We start from the raw sequence: 13,038 nt of genomic DNA on the forward strand, positions 1-13,038 counted from the left end.
CCAATTTCTGCATAGTGGCGAGATGAAGAAAGAAGCAACGGCATTGAAGATCTATCTGAAGCGCGGATTATCCACGGTGGCCATGATGCTCGTGGCGGCGATGTCCTGTCCGGTTCAAGCGCAGGAAACAGACAAGCCGGGGATCTGCGAGGCGGATAGTTTCGAAGATACGAAATATATCATCTGCAAGCCTGATAACGGCGTCGCCGGGTTGAGGCTGTTCTGGAAAGGGGCTGATGGCCAGCCTTATCGGACATTCTCCGGTGTTGCCAAGGCCGTCGGCAATGACGGCCACACGCTTGCTTTCGCGATGAATGCCGGAATGTACGGAGCTGATTTTGCGCCGATTGGCCTTTATGTCGAGAATGAACAGGAACTGCGTCCCGCCAACAGGCAGAAAGGCGAAAGCGCAGGCGGTCCTGTGCCGAATTTCTACAAGAAACCGAATGGCGTTTTCTTCTGGGATGAGAAGGGCGCGGGAATTCTCCCCACCGACACGTTCTTAAAACGCAAGCCGAAGGCCAGTTTTGCGACCCAGTCCGGGCCCCTGCTGGTCATCCGCAACAAATTGCACCCGGCTTTCATTGCAGGCTCGACGGACCGCACGCGCCGCAGTGGCGTCGGTGTTTGCGAGAACGGTGCCGTGCGTTTTGCGATCAGCGAAGCCCCGGTGAATTTCCATGATTTCGCGCGCATGTTCCGGGATCATCTGAAATGTCCGAATGCGCTGTTTCTCGATGGCGGAAACGGTACAGGCATTTATAGCCCTGCACTGGGCCGTAACGACATCTCCTGGCATGGTGGTTTTGGCCCGATTGTCGGCTTCGTGGAATAGGAGTATCCGCCGCGTCAACGGTCGTTAGGTGTTTCGATGAGTTCCATCGCAAGTGCCCGTGCTCTGTCGGAAATGTCTGGATTGAAGACCAGCCAATAGCCGTTATCGCTTGTCTGGGATATATCGCAGGCATGGACAAGTTGTCCGCGCTGCACCGCGCCGTCGATCAGCCCGGACCAGCCAAGCGCGACACCTTGATCGGCAATCGCCGCCTCAATCACCAGATTATAGGTATTGAAAACGAGGCCATAATTGCCGTCGACGATTTCCTCACCAATGGCATTCAGCCAAGACTGCCATGTGAACCAGCGATCCCCCTGCAATGTGTCGAGATGCAGCAGCGAGGCTGCGCCAAGCCCTTTGCCGTTGGGAAAACCGCCGCTTTTTTCGAGAAAAGCGGGTGAGCAGACTGGCACTACTTTTTCGCCGATGAAAGGGACGGAGCCCTTGGGGAAATCATTGCGTCCGCCAAACAGGATTGCGATATCGGCCTCGCGATAGTCGAGCGGCTGGAGCATGGAGGAAGCCGTGATACGCACGTCGACCTCGGGATGTTTCGGCCTGAATTGCGCCACGCGGGGCATTAGCCAGAAAGTCGCAAAGCCGTAATCCGTTGCAATCCGCAAACCGGGTGAGCGCTGCCTGCGCCTGATCTGCTGCACGGCGTCTTCGATTCCATCCAGACCAGCCCGCACAGCCGCATAGAGAATTCGCCCATCGGGCAGAATTTCAACGCCGCGTGCCCGCCTAGCAAACAGGGTGACGCCCAAACGGTCTTCCATCCGTTTTATTTGATAGCTGACGGCAGGTTGTGTCATGCCGAGTTCACGCGCTGCGAGGGTCAGATTTTCCAAACGTCCGACCGCTTCGAAAACGCCAAGGCTGCCAAGATCCCAGGATGGAGAAACCATAAAGAGCCTTTATATCGTCGATAAAAAATGAATGGGTTTTTCCTTAGCGCAAATGGTGTTTTCCTGAAAGTCGAAATGCAAGCCATAACGGCTTTTGATTGTACGAGATGCAGAATGCATCCATCAACGAGGGGTCTCCGATGCGTTATTTGAAGATGACTGCACTGGCGTTTACGGCGTTCACGGGGCTGGCGGGATCGGCTTATGCTGCCGATCCGGCTGCATGCGAAACCATCCGCCTGTCCGATCCAGGCTGGACCGATATTACCTCGACCAATTCCATCGCAAGTGTGCTGCTGACCGGCCTTGGCTATAAGCCCGATGTGAAGACAATGTCTGTGCCGATTGGCTATGAAGCCCTGAAGACCGGCAATCTCGATGTCTTCCTCGGTAACTGGATGCCCGCACAGCAGAAATTCCGCGATGATCTCGACAAGGCCAAAGCCGCCGAAGTGATTGTCAAAAATCTGGAAGGCGCAAAATTCACGCTTGCAGTGCCGGATTATGTCGCGAGCGAAGGGATCAAGGATTTTGCCGACCTTGCTGCCCATGGCGATAAATTCGGCAAGGAGATTTACGGTATCGAGCCGGGTGCTCCGGCCAACCAGAATATCCAGAAGATCATCGAAGATCCGAAATTCAAGCTGAACGGCTGGAAGATCGTGGAGTCCAGCGAGCAGGCCATGCTTGCGCAGGTGGACCGCAAGAACAAGGACAAGGGTTGGGTCGTGTTTCTCGCCTGGGCTCCGCATCCTATGAACACCAAGCTGAAGATTGAATATCTGTCGGGTGGCGATGATTATTTCGGCCCCAACTATGGCGGCGCGGAAGTCTACACGCTGGCCCGCACCGGCTGGCCGGCGAACTGCCCGAATGCTGCAACCTTCTTCAAGAACCTTACCTTCACCGTCGATATTGAAAACGAGCTGATGGGCAAGATTCTGGACGAAGGTGCGGAAGGTCCAGCGGCTGCGAAGGAATGGCTGAAAGCCCATCCGGAACAGATCGACAAATGGCTGGCTGGCGTGACCACGCTGAAGGGCGAACCCGGCGCTGCCGCCGTCAAGGCAAGCCTCGGTCTCTGATCGTCAAACGTAAAGATTGCAAGGCGGGCATTTCGATGCCCGCCATTTCGCGTTTCACTTATGCCAGATGGTTCCGCACAGATGAAAAAGCCGAATATCCTCATTCTCATGGTCGACCAGTTGAACGGGACGTTTTTCCCGGATGGCCCAGCCGACTTTCTGCATGTTCCGCATTTGCGCAAGCTTGCCGAGCGCTCCACCCGTTTTGGCAATTGCTACACGGCGAGCCCGCTTTGCGCTCCGGCGCGTGCTTCTCTGATGTCGGGTCAATTGCCGTTTCGCACCGGCGTTTATGACAATGCAGCCGAATTCTCATCCGAGATACCAACCTATGCACACCACTTGCGCAATGCCGGCTATCAGACAGCGCTTTCCGGCAAGATGCATTTTGTTGGTCCCGACCAGTTGCACGGCTTCGAGCAGCGTCTGACGACGGATATCTATCCTGCCGATTTTGGCTGGACGCCGGATTATCGCAAACCGGGAGAGCGCATCGACTGGTGGTATCACAATCTGGGTTCCATCACCGGGGCCGGTTCTGCGGAAATCACCAATCAGCTCGAATATGATGATGAAGTCGCCTATCAGGCTGAGGCAAAGCTCTACGATCTGGCGCGAGGCCATGATGAGCGTCCGTGGTGCCTGACCGTCAGCTTCACCCATCCGCATGATCCTTACGTGGCACGCAAGCGCTTCTTCGACCTTTATGCGGATATTCCCGAACTTGACCCGAAGATCGGACTGCTGCCGGAAAACGAAATCGATCCGCATAGCGAGCGGTTGCTTCGCGCTTCCAAGGCTGAGGATTACGAACTGACCCGTGAGCAGATCAGGGCAGCGCGGCAGGCCTATTTCGCCAATATTTCCTATGTCGATGAGAAGATCGGCGGTCTGCTGGATGTGATCGAGCGTTGCAACATGGCAGACGATACGATTGTCATCTTCACCTCCGACCACGGCGATATGCTGGGTGAACGCGGCATGTGGTTCAAGATGAGCTTTTTCGAAGGCTCCGCACGTGTGCCCTTGATGATCGCCGCGCCACAAATGCCCGTGGGCCTGATCGATACGCCCGCCTCAACGCTGGACGTGTTGCCGACACTGGCCGATCTGGCAGGGATCGACCTCAACGGTATCATGCCATGGACGGACGGCGTTTCGTTGCTGGAGGTTGCGACCGGCACGAAGGAACGCGGTGCGGTGCCATGCGAATATGCGGCTGAAGGCACGGTTGCGCCGATGGTTTCGTTGCGTGACGGACAATGGAAGATCAATCTCTGCCATGTTGACCCACCGCAATTGTTCAATCTCGCGGATGATCCGGATGAACTGCACAATCTGGCGGAAAGCCCGGAACATCGCGTGATACTTGAACAACTGATGGAAAAGGCGCTGGGGCGCTGGAACCTCGATCTCTACGATGCGCATGTTCGCGCCAGTCAGGCCCGCCGCCATGTGGTCTATCCGGCTTTGCGCAACGGGGCATATTATCCGTGGGACTACCAGCCGCTGCAAAAGGCGTCGGAACGCTATATGCGAAACCACATGGACCTGAATGTGCTGGAGGACAACCAGCGCTTTCCGCGCGGATAAGACACGCGTTATGAAAGCGCCAGCAGCGTGTCAGCGGCGTCGCCATCGATGATGAGGCCGTTGACGATGCCGCTTTTCAGAAGCGCCTTGGCCGCCGCTGCTTTCTCCTGTCCGGCGATGAGCAGCACGACCTGAACCTTCTTCAGCTCGGCAAAGCTGAGTGCGATGGTGCGCTGGTTCATCTCGTGCTCGACCTGCTGTCCGTCCTTGTCGAAGAAAATGCCGTTGGTGTCGCCGATTGCACCGGCGGCACGCAGGCTTTCCAGTTCTGATCTGCTAAGCATGTTCTGGCGGCGCAACAAGGAATCCTCCGTCAACTCGCCAGCGCTGATGAAGCAAACAGAAGCCGTGCGGGCAATCTCGAGCGCACGCGCCACAGAGCGCTGCGAAATGAGCACTTTTCGGTCTTCTGCGGAATCAGCGATGAACGGAACCGGCAGGAAAAAGCCTTGCCCGCCCGTCCGCCGCGCCAGCATGTGCACAACTTCAAATGGATTATAGGCGGAGTTCGCGGTCAGCGATCCCATGACGGAGATGAAGCGCGCCTGTGGCGCGCGTACACCTGCAAGTTGCAATGTCATCTGCTCGATGGTTCGGCCCCAGCCGGTGCCGATGGTGGCTTCCTCATTGTCGGCCAGAAAGCTTTTCAGATAGGTGGCGGCAGCAACACCGACGGCCCGGAATGAAACCTGCTTGCGGATTTCCGATGCCGTATCTTCATCGGCATGAAAGCCAAATGGCGGTGTTGAAATACAAAAATCCAATCCATGGCGGTGCATCAGCTCGTTTTCCACGGGCAATGTGCCTGCGTTCTGGTGGTCAATGGAAATGCTGACAAGGCCGCTTTCGCGGGCCTCGCCCAATATCTTGTTCACGCGCGCCCGGGTCAGACCCAGTCGGGATGCAGTCGCCTCCTGGTTGAATCCGCCAACGTAATAGAGCCACGCCACGCGCACCATGAGGCTGTCTTCGGATTCACTCATCTGTCCCTCGTTCAATTTCTGCACGACAAATTACAAATGTATTTCTGTTTGACATTTGTAATTTGCCGACGCTTAATACCAATCGTTCCGGCGGACAAGAGCGCGAAAGAGCGGGCAGGTCAATCGGAATGGAACCTGAAGCACAGGCAACCGAATGGCGTTTCTGGAGGAGCAGAGACCGACATTCGCCAGTGCATCGGGTGTGGAGGAGTGCGGAAGGCGATGGCGCCATCCGTAACAGGCACTGACCAGCTCGAACTGAACTGCATGTGTGCCGGGAAACAGTAATTCAAAGCCAGTTGTGGAGCCAACCACATGGCTTGTGGGAGGAAAAAATGGGTTCGGGACTTTTCAGGAAAACCATGGCTGTCGCGGCTCTGGCCATGCTCATGGGCACGGCAAGCGCGTCGGCCACCAATGTGGCCTGGGTGCATTCCAACGCTGCGGCGCAGTCCGAGCAGCGTGCAAAAGCTGGCTTTGATGCCTGGCTCAAGGAAACCAACAAGGATTGGAGCATTAGCGTTCTGGATAGTGGCGGCTCGGGCGAACGCACGGCGTCGAACATTCAGGATGCTGCCTCGCGCGGTGTAGACGCGATCATCGTCAGCATGTCGGATCTGCGCGCCTCGCGTGCCGCCATCGATTCCGCTGTTGCGGCCAAAATCCCGGTATTCGCCATCGATAGCGGTCAGGTTGACGGCGTTGTGGTCGATGTCACGACCAATAACTGGGCCATGTCGGCTGATGTGTCGCCCTATCTGCTCAATGAAATGGGCGGCAAGGGCAATCTGATCTTCCTGCGCATGGCAGAGCACCACGGCACCCGCAAGCGCGGCGATGTGATGGAAACCGTGCTGAAGGAATATCCGGAAGTGAAGGTCATCGCCGAGCACAATATCGATTACACGGCCTTCTTCGAAGACACGACCAAGACCATGCAGGACTATGCATCGCGCTTTGGCGAAGACATCAATGCCGTCTGGGCGCCTTGGGATGAGCCTGCACAGGCAGCCATCAACGCGCTGAACGCCGCCGGGTTGAAGAATGTCAAAGTCATCGGCATCGACGGCCATCCGCAGGCGATCGAAGAGGTCTGCAAGCCTGACAGCCTGATGATCGCAACGGTTTCGCAGCCATTTGAAAAGATGGGCGCACAGACCGGCGAATGGATCGAGAGCATTGTGGTCAAGAAGGAAGACGCTGCAAAGGTCATTCCGTCGAAGACTGTTTATCTCGATGCGCCGCTCGTCACCAAGCAGAACTGCAAGGATTTCCTCCCGAAGAAGTAGGCAAGCCCCCAAAGTTGCCTGCATCTGGCCGGAGCGTGAACGTTCCGCGCTCCGGCCCCTTTAAAGTAGATTGAATTCATGGGAGTTCTCCGATGGCGGTAAGCCTGTCGCAGATCGTTATGTCCTATCCCGGAACGCTGGCGCTGGATCAGGTGAGCGCCGAGTTTCGGTTTGATGAGGTGCATGGACTGATCGGAGAAAACGGCGCCGGAAAGACCACTCTGGTCAGTATTCTTGGCGGCAGCAAAAGCCAGACTTCGGGCACGATCACCATTGATGGCACTGAAGTGAAGCTTGCAAGTGCCGGTGATGCGCTGCGCAAGGGTATCGCGCATGTGTCGCAGGAGGGCAGTCTCGTTCCCGGGCTGACCGGTGCGCAGAATATTCTGCTGGGCGACGAGCCTCGCATGGGCCTTGGTGTGATCGACAAGCGCAAGCTGCTGTCGCGCGCCAATGACTTGCTCAAGCGCTGGTTCCCGCAGGTTTCCATCGACCTCGACGAGCAGGTCGATATGCTGCCTATGGCAGATCAGAAGATCATCGAAATTGTCCGCGCACTGCGTGGCAATGTTCGTCTGCTCATTCTCGATGAACCCACGGCGACATTGCCTGCACGCGAAAAAGAGAGCCTTTGGGAGATCATCAAGACCCTGCCGCAGCAAGGGGTTGGCATCGTTTTGATCAGCCATTTCCTTTCTGAAATCAAGGCGTTGAGCGATAGAATTACAGTTCTGCGCGATGGCCGTCACATTGCGACGCTTCAGGCTACGGAAGCGAGCGAAGCCGGGTTGATCGACATGATGCTGCAACGCTCGGGCGGCAAGACGGCGATGGCGCAGGAGACCAGTCAAAACCGCAGTTTTGGCCCCGTTGTGCTGGAGGTCAGCGATTGGCATGCCGGCGGTCTGCACGTTGACAATTTTTCCATCCGTGCAGGTGAGATCGTCGGTCTGATCGGCTTGACTGGCGCTGGCCATTTTGGCTTTGCCCGTTCGCTTTATGCGGCAAGCGGTATCACCAGCGGCACATGCCGTTTTCAGGGTGAAACGATTGCCCGGATCGATGCGCGCACCATGCAAAAAAAGGGTGTTGCGCTGGTTCCCGATCACCGCATGGAATATTCGCTGATCGGCGATTGGGATGTGCGTGAAAACCTTGCCATGGTGCATCCGTCCTTTGCGGCCTTGGGCGGCACAGGCGTGCTGTCGATGCGCCGTGAAGCGCAGGAAGCCGACCGCACCATGCAGCTTTTGAACGTGAAGGCGCATTCGCGCAATCAGTTCGTGAAGGATCTGAGCGGCGGTAACAAGCAAAAGGTGTCGATCGGCAAGTGGCTTTACGGTGCAGACGATCACTACCGGCTGATGATTTTCATCGAGCCGACCGAGGGTGTCGATATCGGTGCCAAGCGTGAAATTCACGCACAGATGCGCAGGCTCGCCGACAAGGGCGTGGCCATTCTGGTCACCTCGTCCGACCTTCTGGAAATTGCCGACGTGGCAGACCGCGTCATCCCCTTTGTGAATGGCTCTCCGGGCGCGGAAATTCCGCGTGAGGCCTTTTCCGAAGCGAAGTTTATTGCCGCAATGGCAGGAGTCATCCAATGAATACACAGAACCCCGCCGTTGCCCCGCAATCGTCGCGTCATGCGCAGAGCTTCGGCAAGAAGCTCAAGGGCGAATGGCTGCTGAAATATTCAACGCTCTTCGTGTTGCTCCTGCTGTTCGCGGGCTTTTCGCTGACAGTGGACCGCTTTCTGACAGCCAACAATCTGCTCAATATTCTTCAGCAGATCGCCATGCTCACCATCGTCGGTGCGGGCCTGACCTTCGGTTTTGCCGCACGCGAAATGGACCTTTCGGTCGGTTATATGGTCGGCATGGCGGGCATTTTGGTGCCACTGCTGCTGGTCGCGGGTACACCTTTGCCATTGGCCTTGCTGGCTGGATTGGGGGCAGGGTTTGTCGTGGGGGCCGTCAATGCGGCGCTCGTCACCCTTGTCGGAGTGCCTTCGCTGATTGCCACGCTTGCCATAGGCTCCATTCTTTATGGCATCAACTTTCTGATGACCGGCGGACGGGCGATCTATGGTGGCCTTCCGGCCAGCTATCTCTGGCTGGGACAGGGACAGCTTTTCGGTATTCCCGTGCTGGCTTATGCAATGGTCATCGTCGTGTTTGTCGCCTGGTTCATCATGGAGCGTACCGTCTTCGGTCGCTACATCTACGCGGTTGGCGGCAATCTCAAGGCTGCCGAACTTTCGGGCGTCAATGGTCGCTTCTATCGTGCGGCTGCACTCATCGTCTGCTCGATCTTTGCGGCGGTCGCGGGTGCGCTTCTGGCGGCGCGTCTCGGCTCCGGCCAGCCCAATGCCGGTGAGCGCTATCTCCTCGACGGTCTTGCAACAGTTTTCATTGGCATGACCATGTTTCGTCCCGGCACGGCAACGGTTGCCGGAACCTTCTTCGGGGCGCTGTTCATCGGCGTCATCAATAACGGCCTCAATCTGATTGGCATGGACACCTACATCCAGAGCATCGTGAAAGGTCTCATCATTCTCGTCGCGGTCGCGGTTGTTTCGCGCACCACCAAACTAAAGCTCCTGTGAGGGCACTGAACCGGACATCATGAAAAATTTGCAACAGACAGGTCTGTCGGAGGCGCACGTGCAAAATCCGAGTAATTCCAATCTTCTCGAACTCTATAGAACGATGCGTCGCATCCGCACTTTCGAAGAACGCGTCGGCGAACTCTTCGTGCGCGGCCAGACGGCAGGTTCGATGCTTCACCTTTCCATCGGTGAAGAAGGCGCTGCCGCCGGTGTTTGTGCCGCCATGCAGCCGCAGGACACGTTCACAACCCATCATCGCGGCCACGGTATCTTTCTGGCGCGTGGCGCTGATCCGAGGCAGATGATGGCCGAAATCGGCGGCAAGGAAACCGGCTATTGTCACGGCAAGGGCGGTTCCATGCACATTGCCGACATGGCGCTCGGTCATCTGGGTGCCAACGCCATTGTCGGTGGCGGTATTCCCGCCGTCGTGGGTGCGGGACTGTCGAGCAAATATCTGAAGAAGAATTCCGTTTCGCTCGCTTTCTTTGGCGACGGCGCGATGCAGCAGGGCATTCTCTATGAGAGCATGAACATGGCGGCTCTGTGGGGTCTGCCGGTGGTGTTCGTCTGCATCAACAACCAGTACGGCATGGGAACGCGGGTCGATCAGGCGACCGCCAACACGGCTTTCGATCAGCGCGCGCATGCGTTCGGCCTTAACGGGGCTGTTGTCGATGGCATCGATGTCGAGGAAGTCAAAAATACCGCTCAAGGGTTGATTGACGATGCGCGGCTCGGCAAGCCGGGCTTTCTGTCGGTCACCTGTTACCGGTTCTTCGGTCATGCGCGCATGGACAAGAGCCCATATCGCGCAGAGGCAGAGGAACTGGAAGGACGCAAGAAGGACCCGGTGAAGTTCACCCGCGATCGGCTTGTTTCATCCGGATTGGCGCAGGAAGCTGCACTCGACGCCATGGATGGCGACATCACGGCCGAGATGGACGCCACCATCGATTTCACTGTCGAGTCCAAGGCGCCGCCGCTCACCTCCATGTTCAAGGATGTTTACGCGGTGGGCGAACCTGAGCCCGAACCCGTTCGCACCCGTATCGACCGCGTACTTTCCAAGGATGAAGCATAATGGTTGCCATGACTTACCGCGACGCGCTGCGCAAAGCGCTGGATGACGCCATGGCGGAAGACAACACCATCGTCGTGATCGGCGAAGAGGTGGGACGCTATGGTGGCGCTTATGGTGTTACGAAGGATCTCATCGGCAAATACGGCCCTGAACGCCTGATCGACACCCCGATATCCGAACCGGCCATTGTGGGTGCCGCGGTTGGCGCTGCCATGACCGGGCTGCGTCCGGTTGCCGAGCTGATGTATATCGATTTTCTCGGCATGACGATGGATCAGCTTGCCAATCAGGCAGCCAAGATCCGCTATATGTTTGGCGGTCAAATTGGCGTGCCGATGGTTCTGCGCACCCAGGGCGGCACCGGACGTTCCGCTGGTGCCCAGCACTCGCAGAGCCTCGAAGCCTGGATCATGCATACGCCGGGTCTGCGTCTTGCCATGCCAGCCACGGTTCAGGACGCTTACCATCTGCTGCGCCAGAGCCTGACGAAGCCCGACCCTGTGGTCTTTATCGAGCACAAGGCGCTCTACACCCGCAAGGAAGAGGTCGATCTCGACGCCGAGCCGCTGGCATGGGGCAAGGCCGCTGTGCGCCGTACCGGCAAGGACCTCGTCATCGTCACCTATTCGCGCCAGCTGCATTACGCACTCGACGCCGCCGAGAAGCTGTCCGCCAAGGGCATTGAAGCGACGGTCATCGACCTGCGCACGCTCAATCCGCTGGATTTCGACACCGTGCGCGAACATGTCGAACGCGTCGGCAAGGCGATGGTTGTCTCGGAAGGCGTGATGACTGCCGGTGTTGCGGCAGAGCTTGCCGCTCGCATTACCGAGGAATGCTTCGACTACCTCGAACAGCCGGTGGTGCGTGTTGCCGGTGAGGACATTCCGATTTCAGTTTCGCAGGAGCTTGAAACCGGTAGCGTTCCGACGACCGATTTCATCCGCTCCGTTGCCGAGAGAATGTTGTCATGAGTGAACGGATTCTGAAAATGCCACGCCTTGGCGAGACGATGGAGGAGGGCAAGATTGTCGGCTTCCTCGTCAAGCCGGGTGACAGTTTCAAGCGCGGGGATTCGATCATTGAAATCGAAACCGACAAGACCGTAGCCGAGTTTCCGGCATTGGGTGACGGCACGCTCAATGAGTGGATCGGCGCTATTGGCGATCATGTGGTTGTCGGTGCGCCTCTGGCCCGCATCGACATCGGCACTGGACCCGATTGGACCAGCGACGGTGAAGATGAAGCGCCGGAAGCCCAAGCGGCGACCGCTCAAGACGCTGAAGCAGTTCAGGATTTGGTGGAAACTTCCGTTGCCAAACCTGCGGCTTCGCCAAACAGCGGCGAGCGTGTTCGCGCAACGCCGCTTGCTCGCAAGGTTGCTCGCCAGAATGGCATCGACATCAATTCGCTTTCGGGCAGCGGGCGTCGGGGACGGATCGAGAAGGAAGACGTGCTTGCGGCTTCCAGCGGTTCGAAATCCAATAGTGCTGCGCATTTTGTCGATCTTGCAAATGGTCGTGTGGCCTATCTGGATCAGGGGCCGAAGAACGGTCGTACAATCCTCTTGCTGCACGGTTTCTCTGGCGACCGGACGACCTGGAGTGGCATTGCAGCGGGTCTGCGACGCGCGAATTGCCGCGTTATCGTGCCTGATCTGCCTGCCCACGGACTGACGACAATCGATGCTACGAACGCGGCTGAACTCAGCGCCTTCCTGCCTGCGTTCCTTGATGCTCTGGGAGTTGCCGAGGTTGATGTCGTCGCGCATTCTCTTGGTGCCGTTGCTGCAACGCAATTTGCTGATGCCCATGCAGACCGCATTTCGAGCCTGACGCTTATCGCGCCTGCGGGACTTGGTTCCGAAGTCGATGCCGGCTTTATATCCGGTATGGCCAATGCAACGACGGCTGGCGAAGTCAGCCATCTGTTGCGCCGTATCGCGGCCAAGCCAGTCGAGCTTTCGCCGGAACTGGCGGCTGAATTTGCGAAAACCATGGCCAAGGGGCGTCTCAAGGCGCTTTCCGCAGCGATTGTCGGCCCTTCGGGGCAAACCTCCGACATCGTTCCGGCGCTGGAAAAGCTTTCCCGTGTAAAGCCGGTTCGTGTTCTGGTTGGTCTGTTAGATCGCATCATCCCATGGCAACAGGCGACCGCATTGCCATCGTCGATTGCCGTGCATTTTCTCGGCCAGTCCGGCCATATGCCGCAATGGGACCAGTCCAAAGAAGTGCTTGATCTGATTATAAATTCCACGGGAGGCTCCCATGACTGACGATGTCAGGCTTCGTCTGAAAGAAGCGCAAGCACGGCTTGGTGCATTTGCAAAATCTGCACCCGAACTGATGAGCGGCTTTGCCAAGGTCAGCAAGACCGCAACGGCGGTTGGCGCGTTTTCATCGGCGCAGCGCGAATTGATCGCGGTCAGCATTGCCGTGGTGAAGGGATGTGAAGACTGCATTCTCTACCACGTGGACGCGGCCATCCGGCACGGCGCAACCGAAAAGGAACTGATCGAAGCGCTTGAAGTCGCGGTTGAAATGGGGGGCGGCCCGGCAGTTATGTATGCGGGCAAGGCGCTGGAAGCATTTCGCGGACTGAGTTGAAAATTGCGCGATGAGGCATGCGAAGACTGGAGGAGTTTTCG

12 protein-coding genes are annotated in these 13,038 nt (G+C 57.4%); 10 read left to right on the forward strand and 2 right to left on the reverse strand.

The window, feature by feature from the left end:
• Nucleotides 1-22: 22 nt before the first annotated feature.
• Complete coding sequence (locus FGI60_RS01845) at nt 23-835, forward strand: phosphodiester glycosidase family protein (RefSeq protein ID WP_171058669.1); 813 nt, start codon at nt 23-25, stop codon at nt 833-835.
• A gap of 14 nt (nt 836-849) precedes the next feature.
• Here FGI60_RS01845 and FGI60_RS01850 read toward each other — a convergent pair whose 3' ends face one another.
• Nucleotides 850-1,746, reverse strand: a complete 897-nt coding sequence (locus FGI60_RS01850; RefSeq protein ID WP_138783670.1) for a LysR substrate-binding domain-containing protein — start codon at nt 1,744-1,746, stop codon at nt 850-852.
• A 155-nt stretch (nt 1,747-1,901) separates the two neighbouring features.
• Here FGI60_RS01850 and choX point away from each other — a divergent pair, with 155 nt between their 5' ends.
• Nucleotides 1,902-2,831, forward strand: coding sequence for a choline ABC transporter substrate-binding protein (choX, locus tag FGI60_RS01855; protein WP_235889720.1), 930 nt, complete (start codon nt 1,902-1,904; stop codon nt 2,829-2,831).
• Nucleotides 2,832-2,912: 81 nt separating this feature from the next.
• Complete coding sequence (betC, locus tag FGI60_RS01860; RefSeq protein ID WP_138783672.1) at nt 2,913-4,424, forward strand: choline-sulfatase; 1,512 nt, start codon at nt 2,913-2,915, stop codon at nt 4,422-4,424.
• A gap of 8 nt (nt 4,425-4,432) precedes the next feature.
• On the opposite strand, the gene FGI60_RS01865 is transcribed toward betC, so the two are convergent.
• The gene (locus FGI60_RS01865) at nt 4,433-5,407 is read right to left on the reverse strand and encodes a sugar-binding transcriptional regulator (protein ID WP_138783673.1); all 975 of its coding nucleotides are present in this window, start codon (nt 5,405-5,407) and stop codon (nt 4,433-4,435) included.
• A 335-nt stretch (nt 5,408-5,742) separates the two neighbouring features.
• On the opposite strand from FGI60_RS01865, the gene FGI60_RS01870 reads away from it, so the two are divergent.
• The 7 genes from FGI60_RS01870 (at nt 5,743) to FGI60_RS01900 (ending at nt 12,997) form a co-directional block, all read left to right on the forward strand.
• A complete protein-coding gene (locus FGI60_RS01870; RefSeq protein ID WP_078339114.1) occupies nt 5,743-6,696 on the forward strand; it encodes a sugar ABC transporter substrate-binding protein in 954 nt (317 codons plus the stop codon).
• A gap of 92 nt (nt 6,697-6,788) precedes the next feature.
• Complete coding sequence (locus FGI60_RS01875; RefSeq protein WP_138783674.1) at nt 6,789-8,303, forward strand: sugar ABC transporter ATP-binding protein; 1,515 nt, start codon at nt 6,789-6,791, stop codon at nt 8,301-8,303.
• A complete protein-coding gene (locus FGI60_RS01880; protein ID WP_078339112.1) occupies nt 8,300-9,304 on the forward strand; it encodes an ABC transporter permease in 1,005 nt (334 codons plus the stop codon). The genes FGI60_RS01875 and FGI60_RS01880 overlap by 4 nt, the downstream gene beginning before the upstream one ends.
• 58 nt (nt 9,305-9,362) lie before the next feature.
• Nucleotides 9,363-10,391 (forward strand): thiamine pyrophosphate-dependent dehydrogenase E1 component subunit alpha, encoded by a 1,029-nt coding sequence (locus FGI60_RS01885; RefSeq protein WP_138783675.1) that lies wholly within the window; start codon nt 9,363-9,365, stop codon nt 10,389-10,391.
• Nucleotides 10,391-11,365, forward strand: coding sequence for an alpha-ketoacid dehydrogenase subunit beta (locus FGI60_RS01890; RefSeq protein ID WP_171058671.1), 975 nt, complete (start codon nt 10,391-10,393; stop codon nt 11,363-11,365). The genes FGI60_RS01885 and FGI60_RS01890 overlap by 1 nt, the downstream gene beginning before the upstream one ends.
• Complete coding sequence (locus tag FGI60_RS01895; protein ID WP_138783677.1) at nt 11,362-12,666, forward strand: acetoin dehydrogenase dihydrolipoyllysine-residue acetyltransferase subunit; 1,305 nt, start codon at nt 11,362-11,364, stop codon at nt 12,664-12,666. The genes FGI60_RS01890 and FGI60_RS01895 overlap by 4 nt, the downstream gene beginning before the upstream one ends.
• On the forward strand, nt 12,659-12,997 hold the full coding sequence (locus FGI60_RS01900) for a carboxymuconolactone decarboxylase family protein (RefSeq protein WP_138783678.1): 339 nt from the start codon (nt 12,659-12,661) through the stop codon (nt 12,995-12,997). Before FGI60_RS01895 ends, FGI60_RS01900 begins: the two co-directional genes overlap by 8 nt.
• The last annotated feature ends 41 nt before the right edge of the window (nt 12,998-13,038 follow it).

The organism is Brucella haematophila (genome assembly GCF_005938105.1).
GTDB lineage: Bacteria > Pseudomonadota > Alphaproteobacteria > Rhizobiales > Rhizobiaceae > Brucella > Brucella haematophila.

What these genes read in the sequence shown, in the direction of transcription:
- FGI60_RS01870 (WP_078339114.1), top strand. Translation starts at nt 5,743, where the DNA reads ATGGGTTCGGGACTTTTCAGGAAAACCATGGCTGTCGCGGCTCTGGCC.
- FGI60_RS01875 (WP_138783674.1), top strand. Translation starts at nt 6,789, where the DNA reads ATGGCGGTAAGCCTGTCGCAGATCGTTATGTCCTATCCCGGAACGCTG.
- choX (WP_235889720.1), top strand. Translation starts at nt 1,902, where the DNA reads ATGACTGCACTGGCGTTTACGGCGTTCACGGGGCTGGCGGGATCGGCT.
- FGI60_RS01880 (WP_078339112.1), top strand. Translation starts at nt 8,300, where the DNA reads ATGAATACACAGAACCCCGCCGTTGCCCCGCAATCGTCGCGTCATGCG.
- FGI60_RS01900 (WP_138783678.1), top strand. Translation starts at nt 12,659, where the DNA reads ATGACTGACGATGTCAGGCTTCGTCTGAAAGAAGCGCAAGCACGGCTT.
- betC (WP_138783672.1), top strand. Translation starts at nt 2,913, where the DNA reads ATGAAAAAGCCGAATATCCTCATTCTCATGGTCGACCAGTTGAACGGG.
- FGI60_RS01895 (WP_138783677.1), top strand. Translation starts at nt 11,362, where the DNA reads ATGAGTGAACGGATTCTGAAAATGCCACGCCTTGGCGAGACGATGGAG.
- FGI60_RS01850 (WP_138783670.1), bottom strand. Translation starts at nt 1,746, where the DNA reads ATGGTTTCTCCATCCTGGGATCTTGGCAGCCTTGGCGTTTTCGAAGCG.
- FGI60_RS01890 (WP_171058671.1), top strand. Translation starts at nt 10,391, where the DNA reads ATGGTTGCCATGACTTACCGCGACGCGCTGCGCAAAGCGCTGGATGAC.
- FGI60_RS01865 (WP_138783673.1), bottom strand. Translation starts at nt 5,407, where the DNA reads ATGAGTGAATCCGAAGACAGCCTCATGGTGCGCGTGGCGTGGCTCTAT.
- FGI60_RS01845 (WP_171058669.1), top strand. Translation starts at nt 23, where the DNA reads ATGAAGAAAGAAGCAACGGCATTGAAGATCTATCTGAAGCGCGGATTA.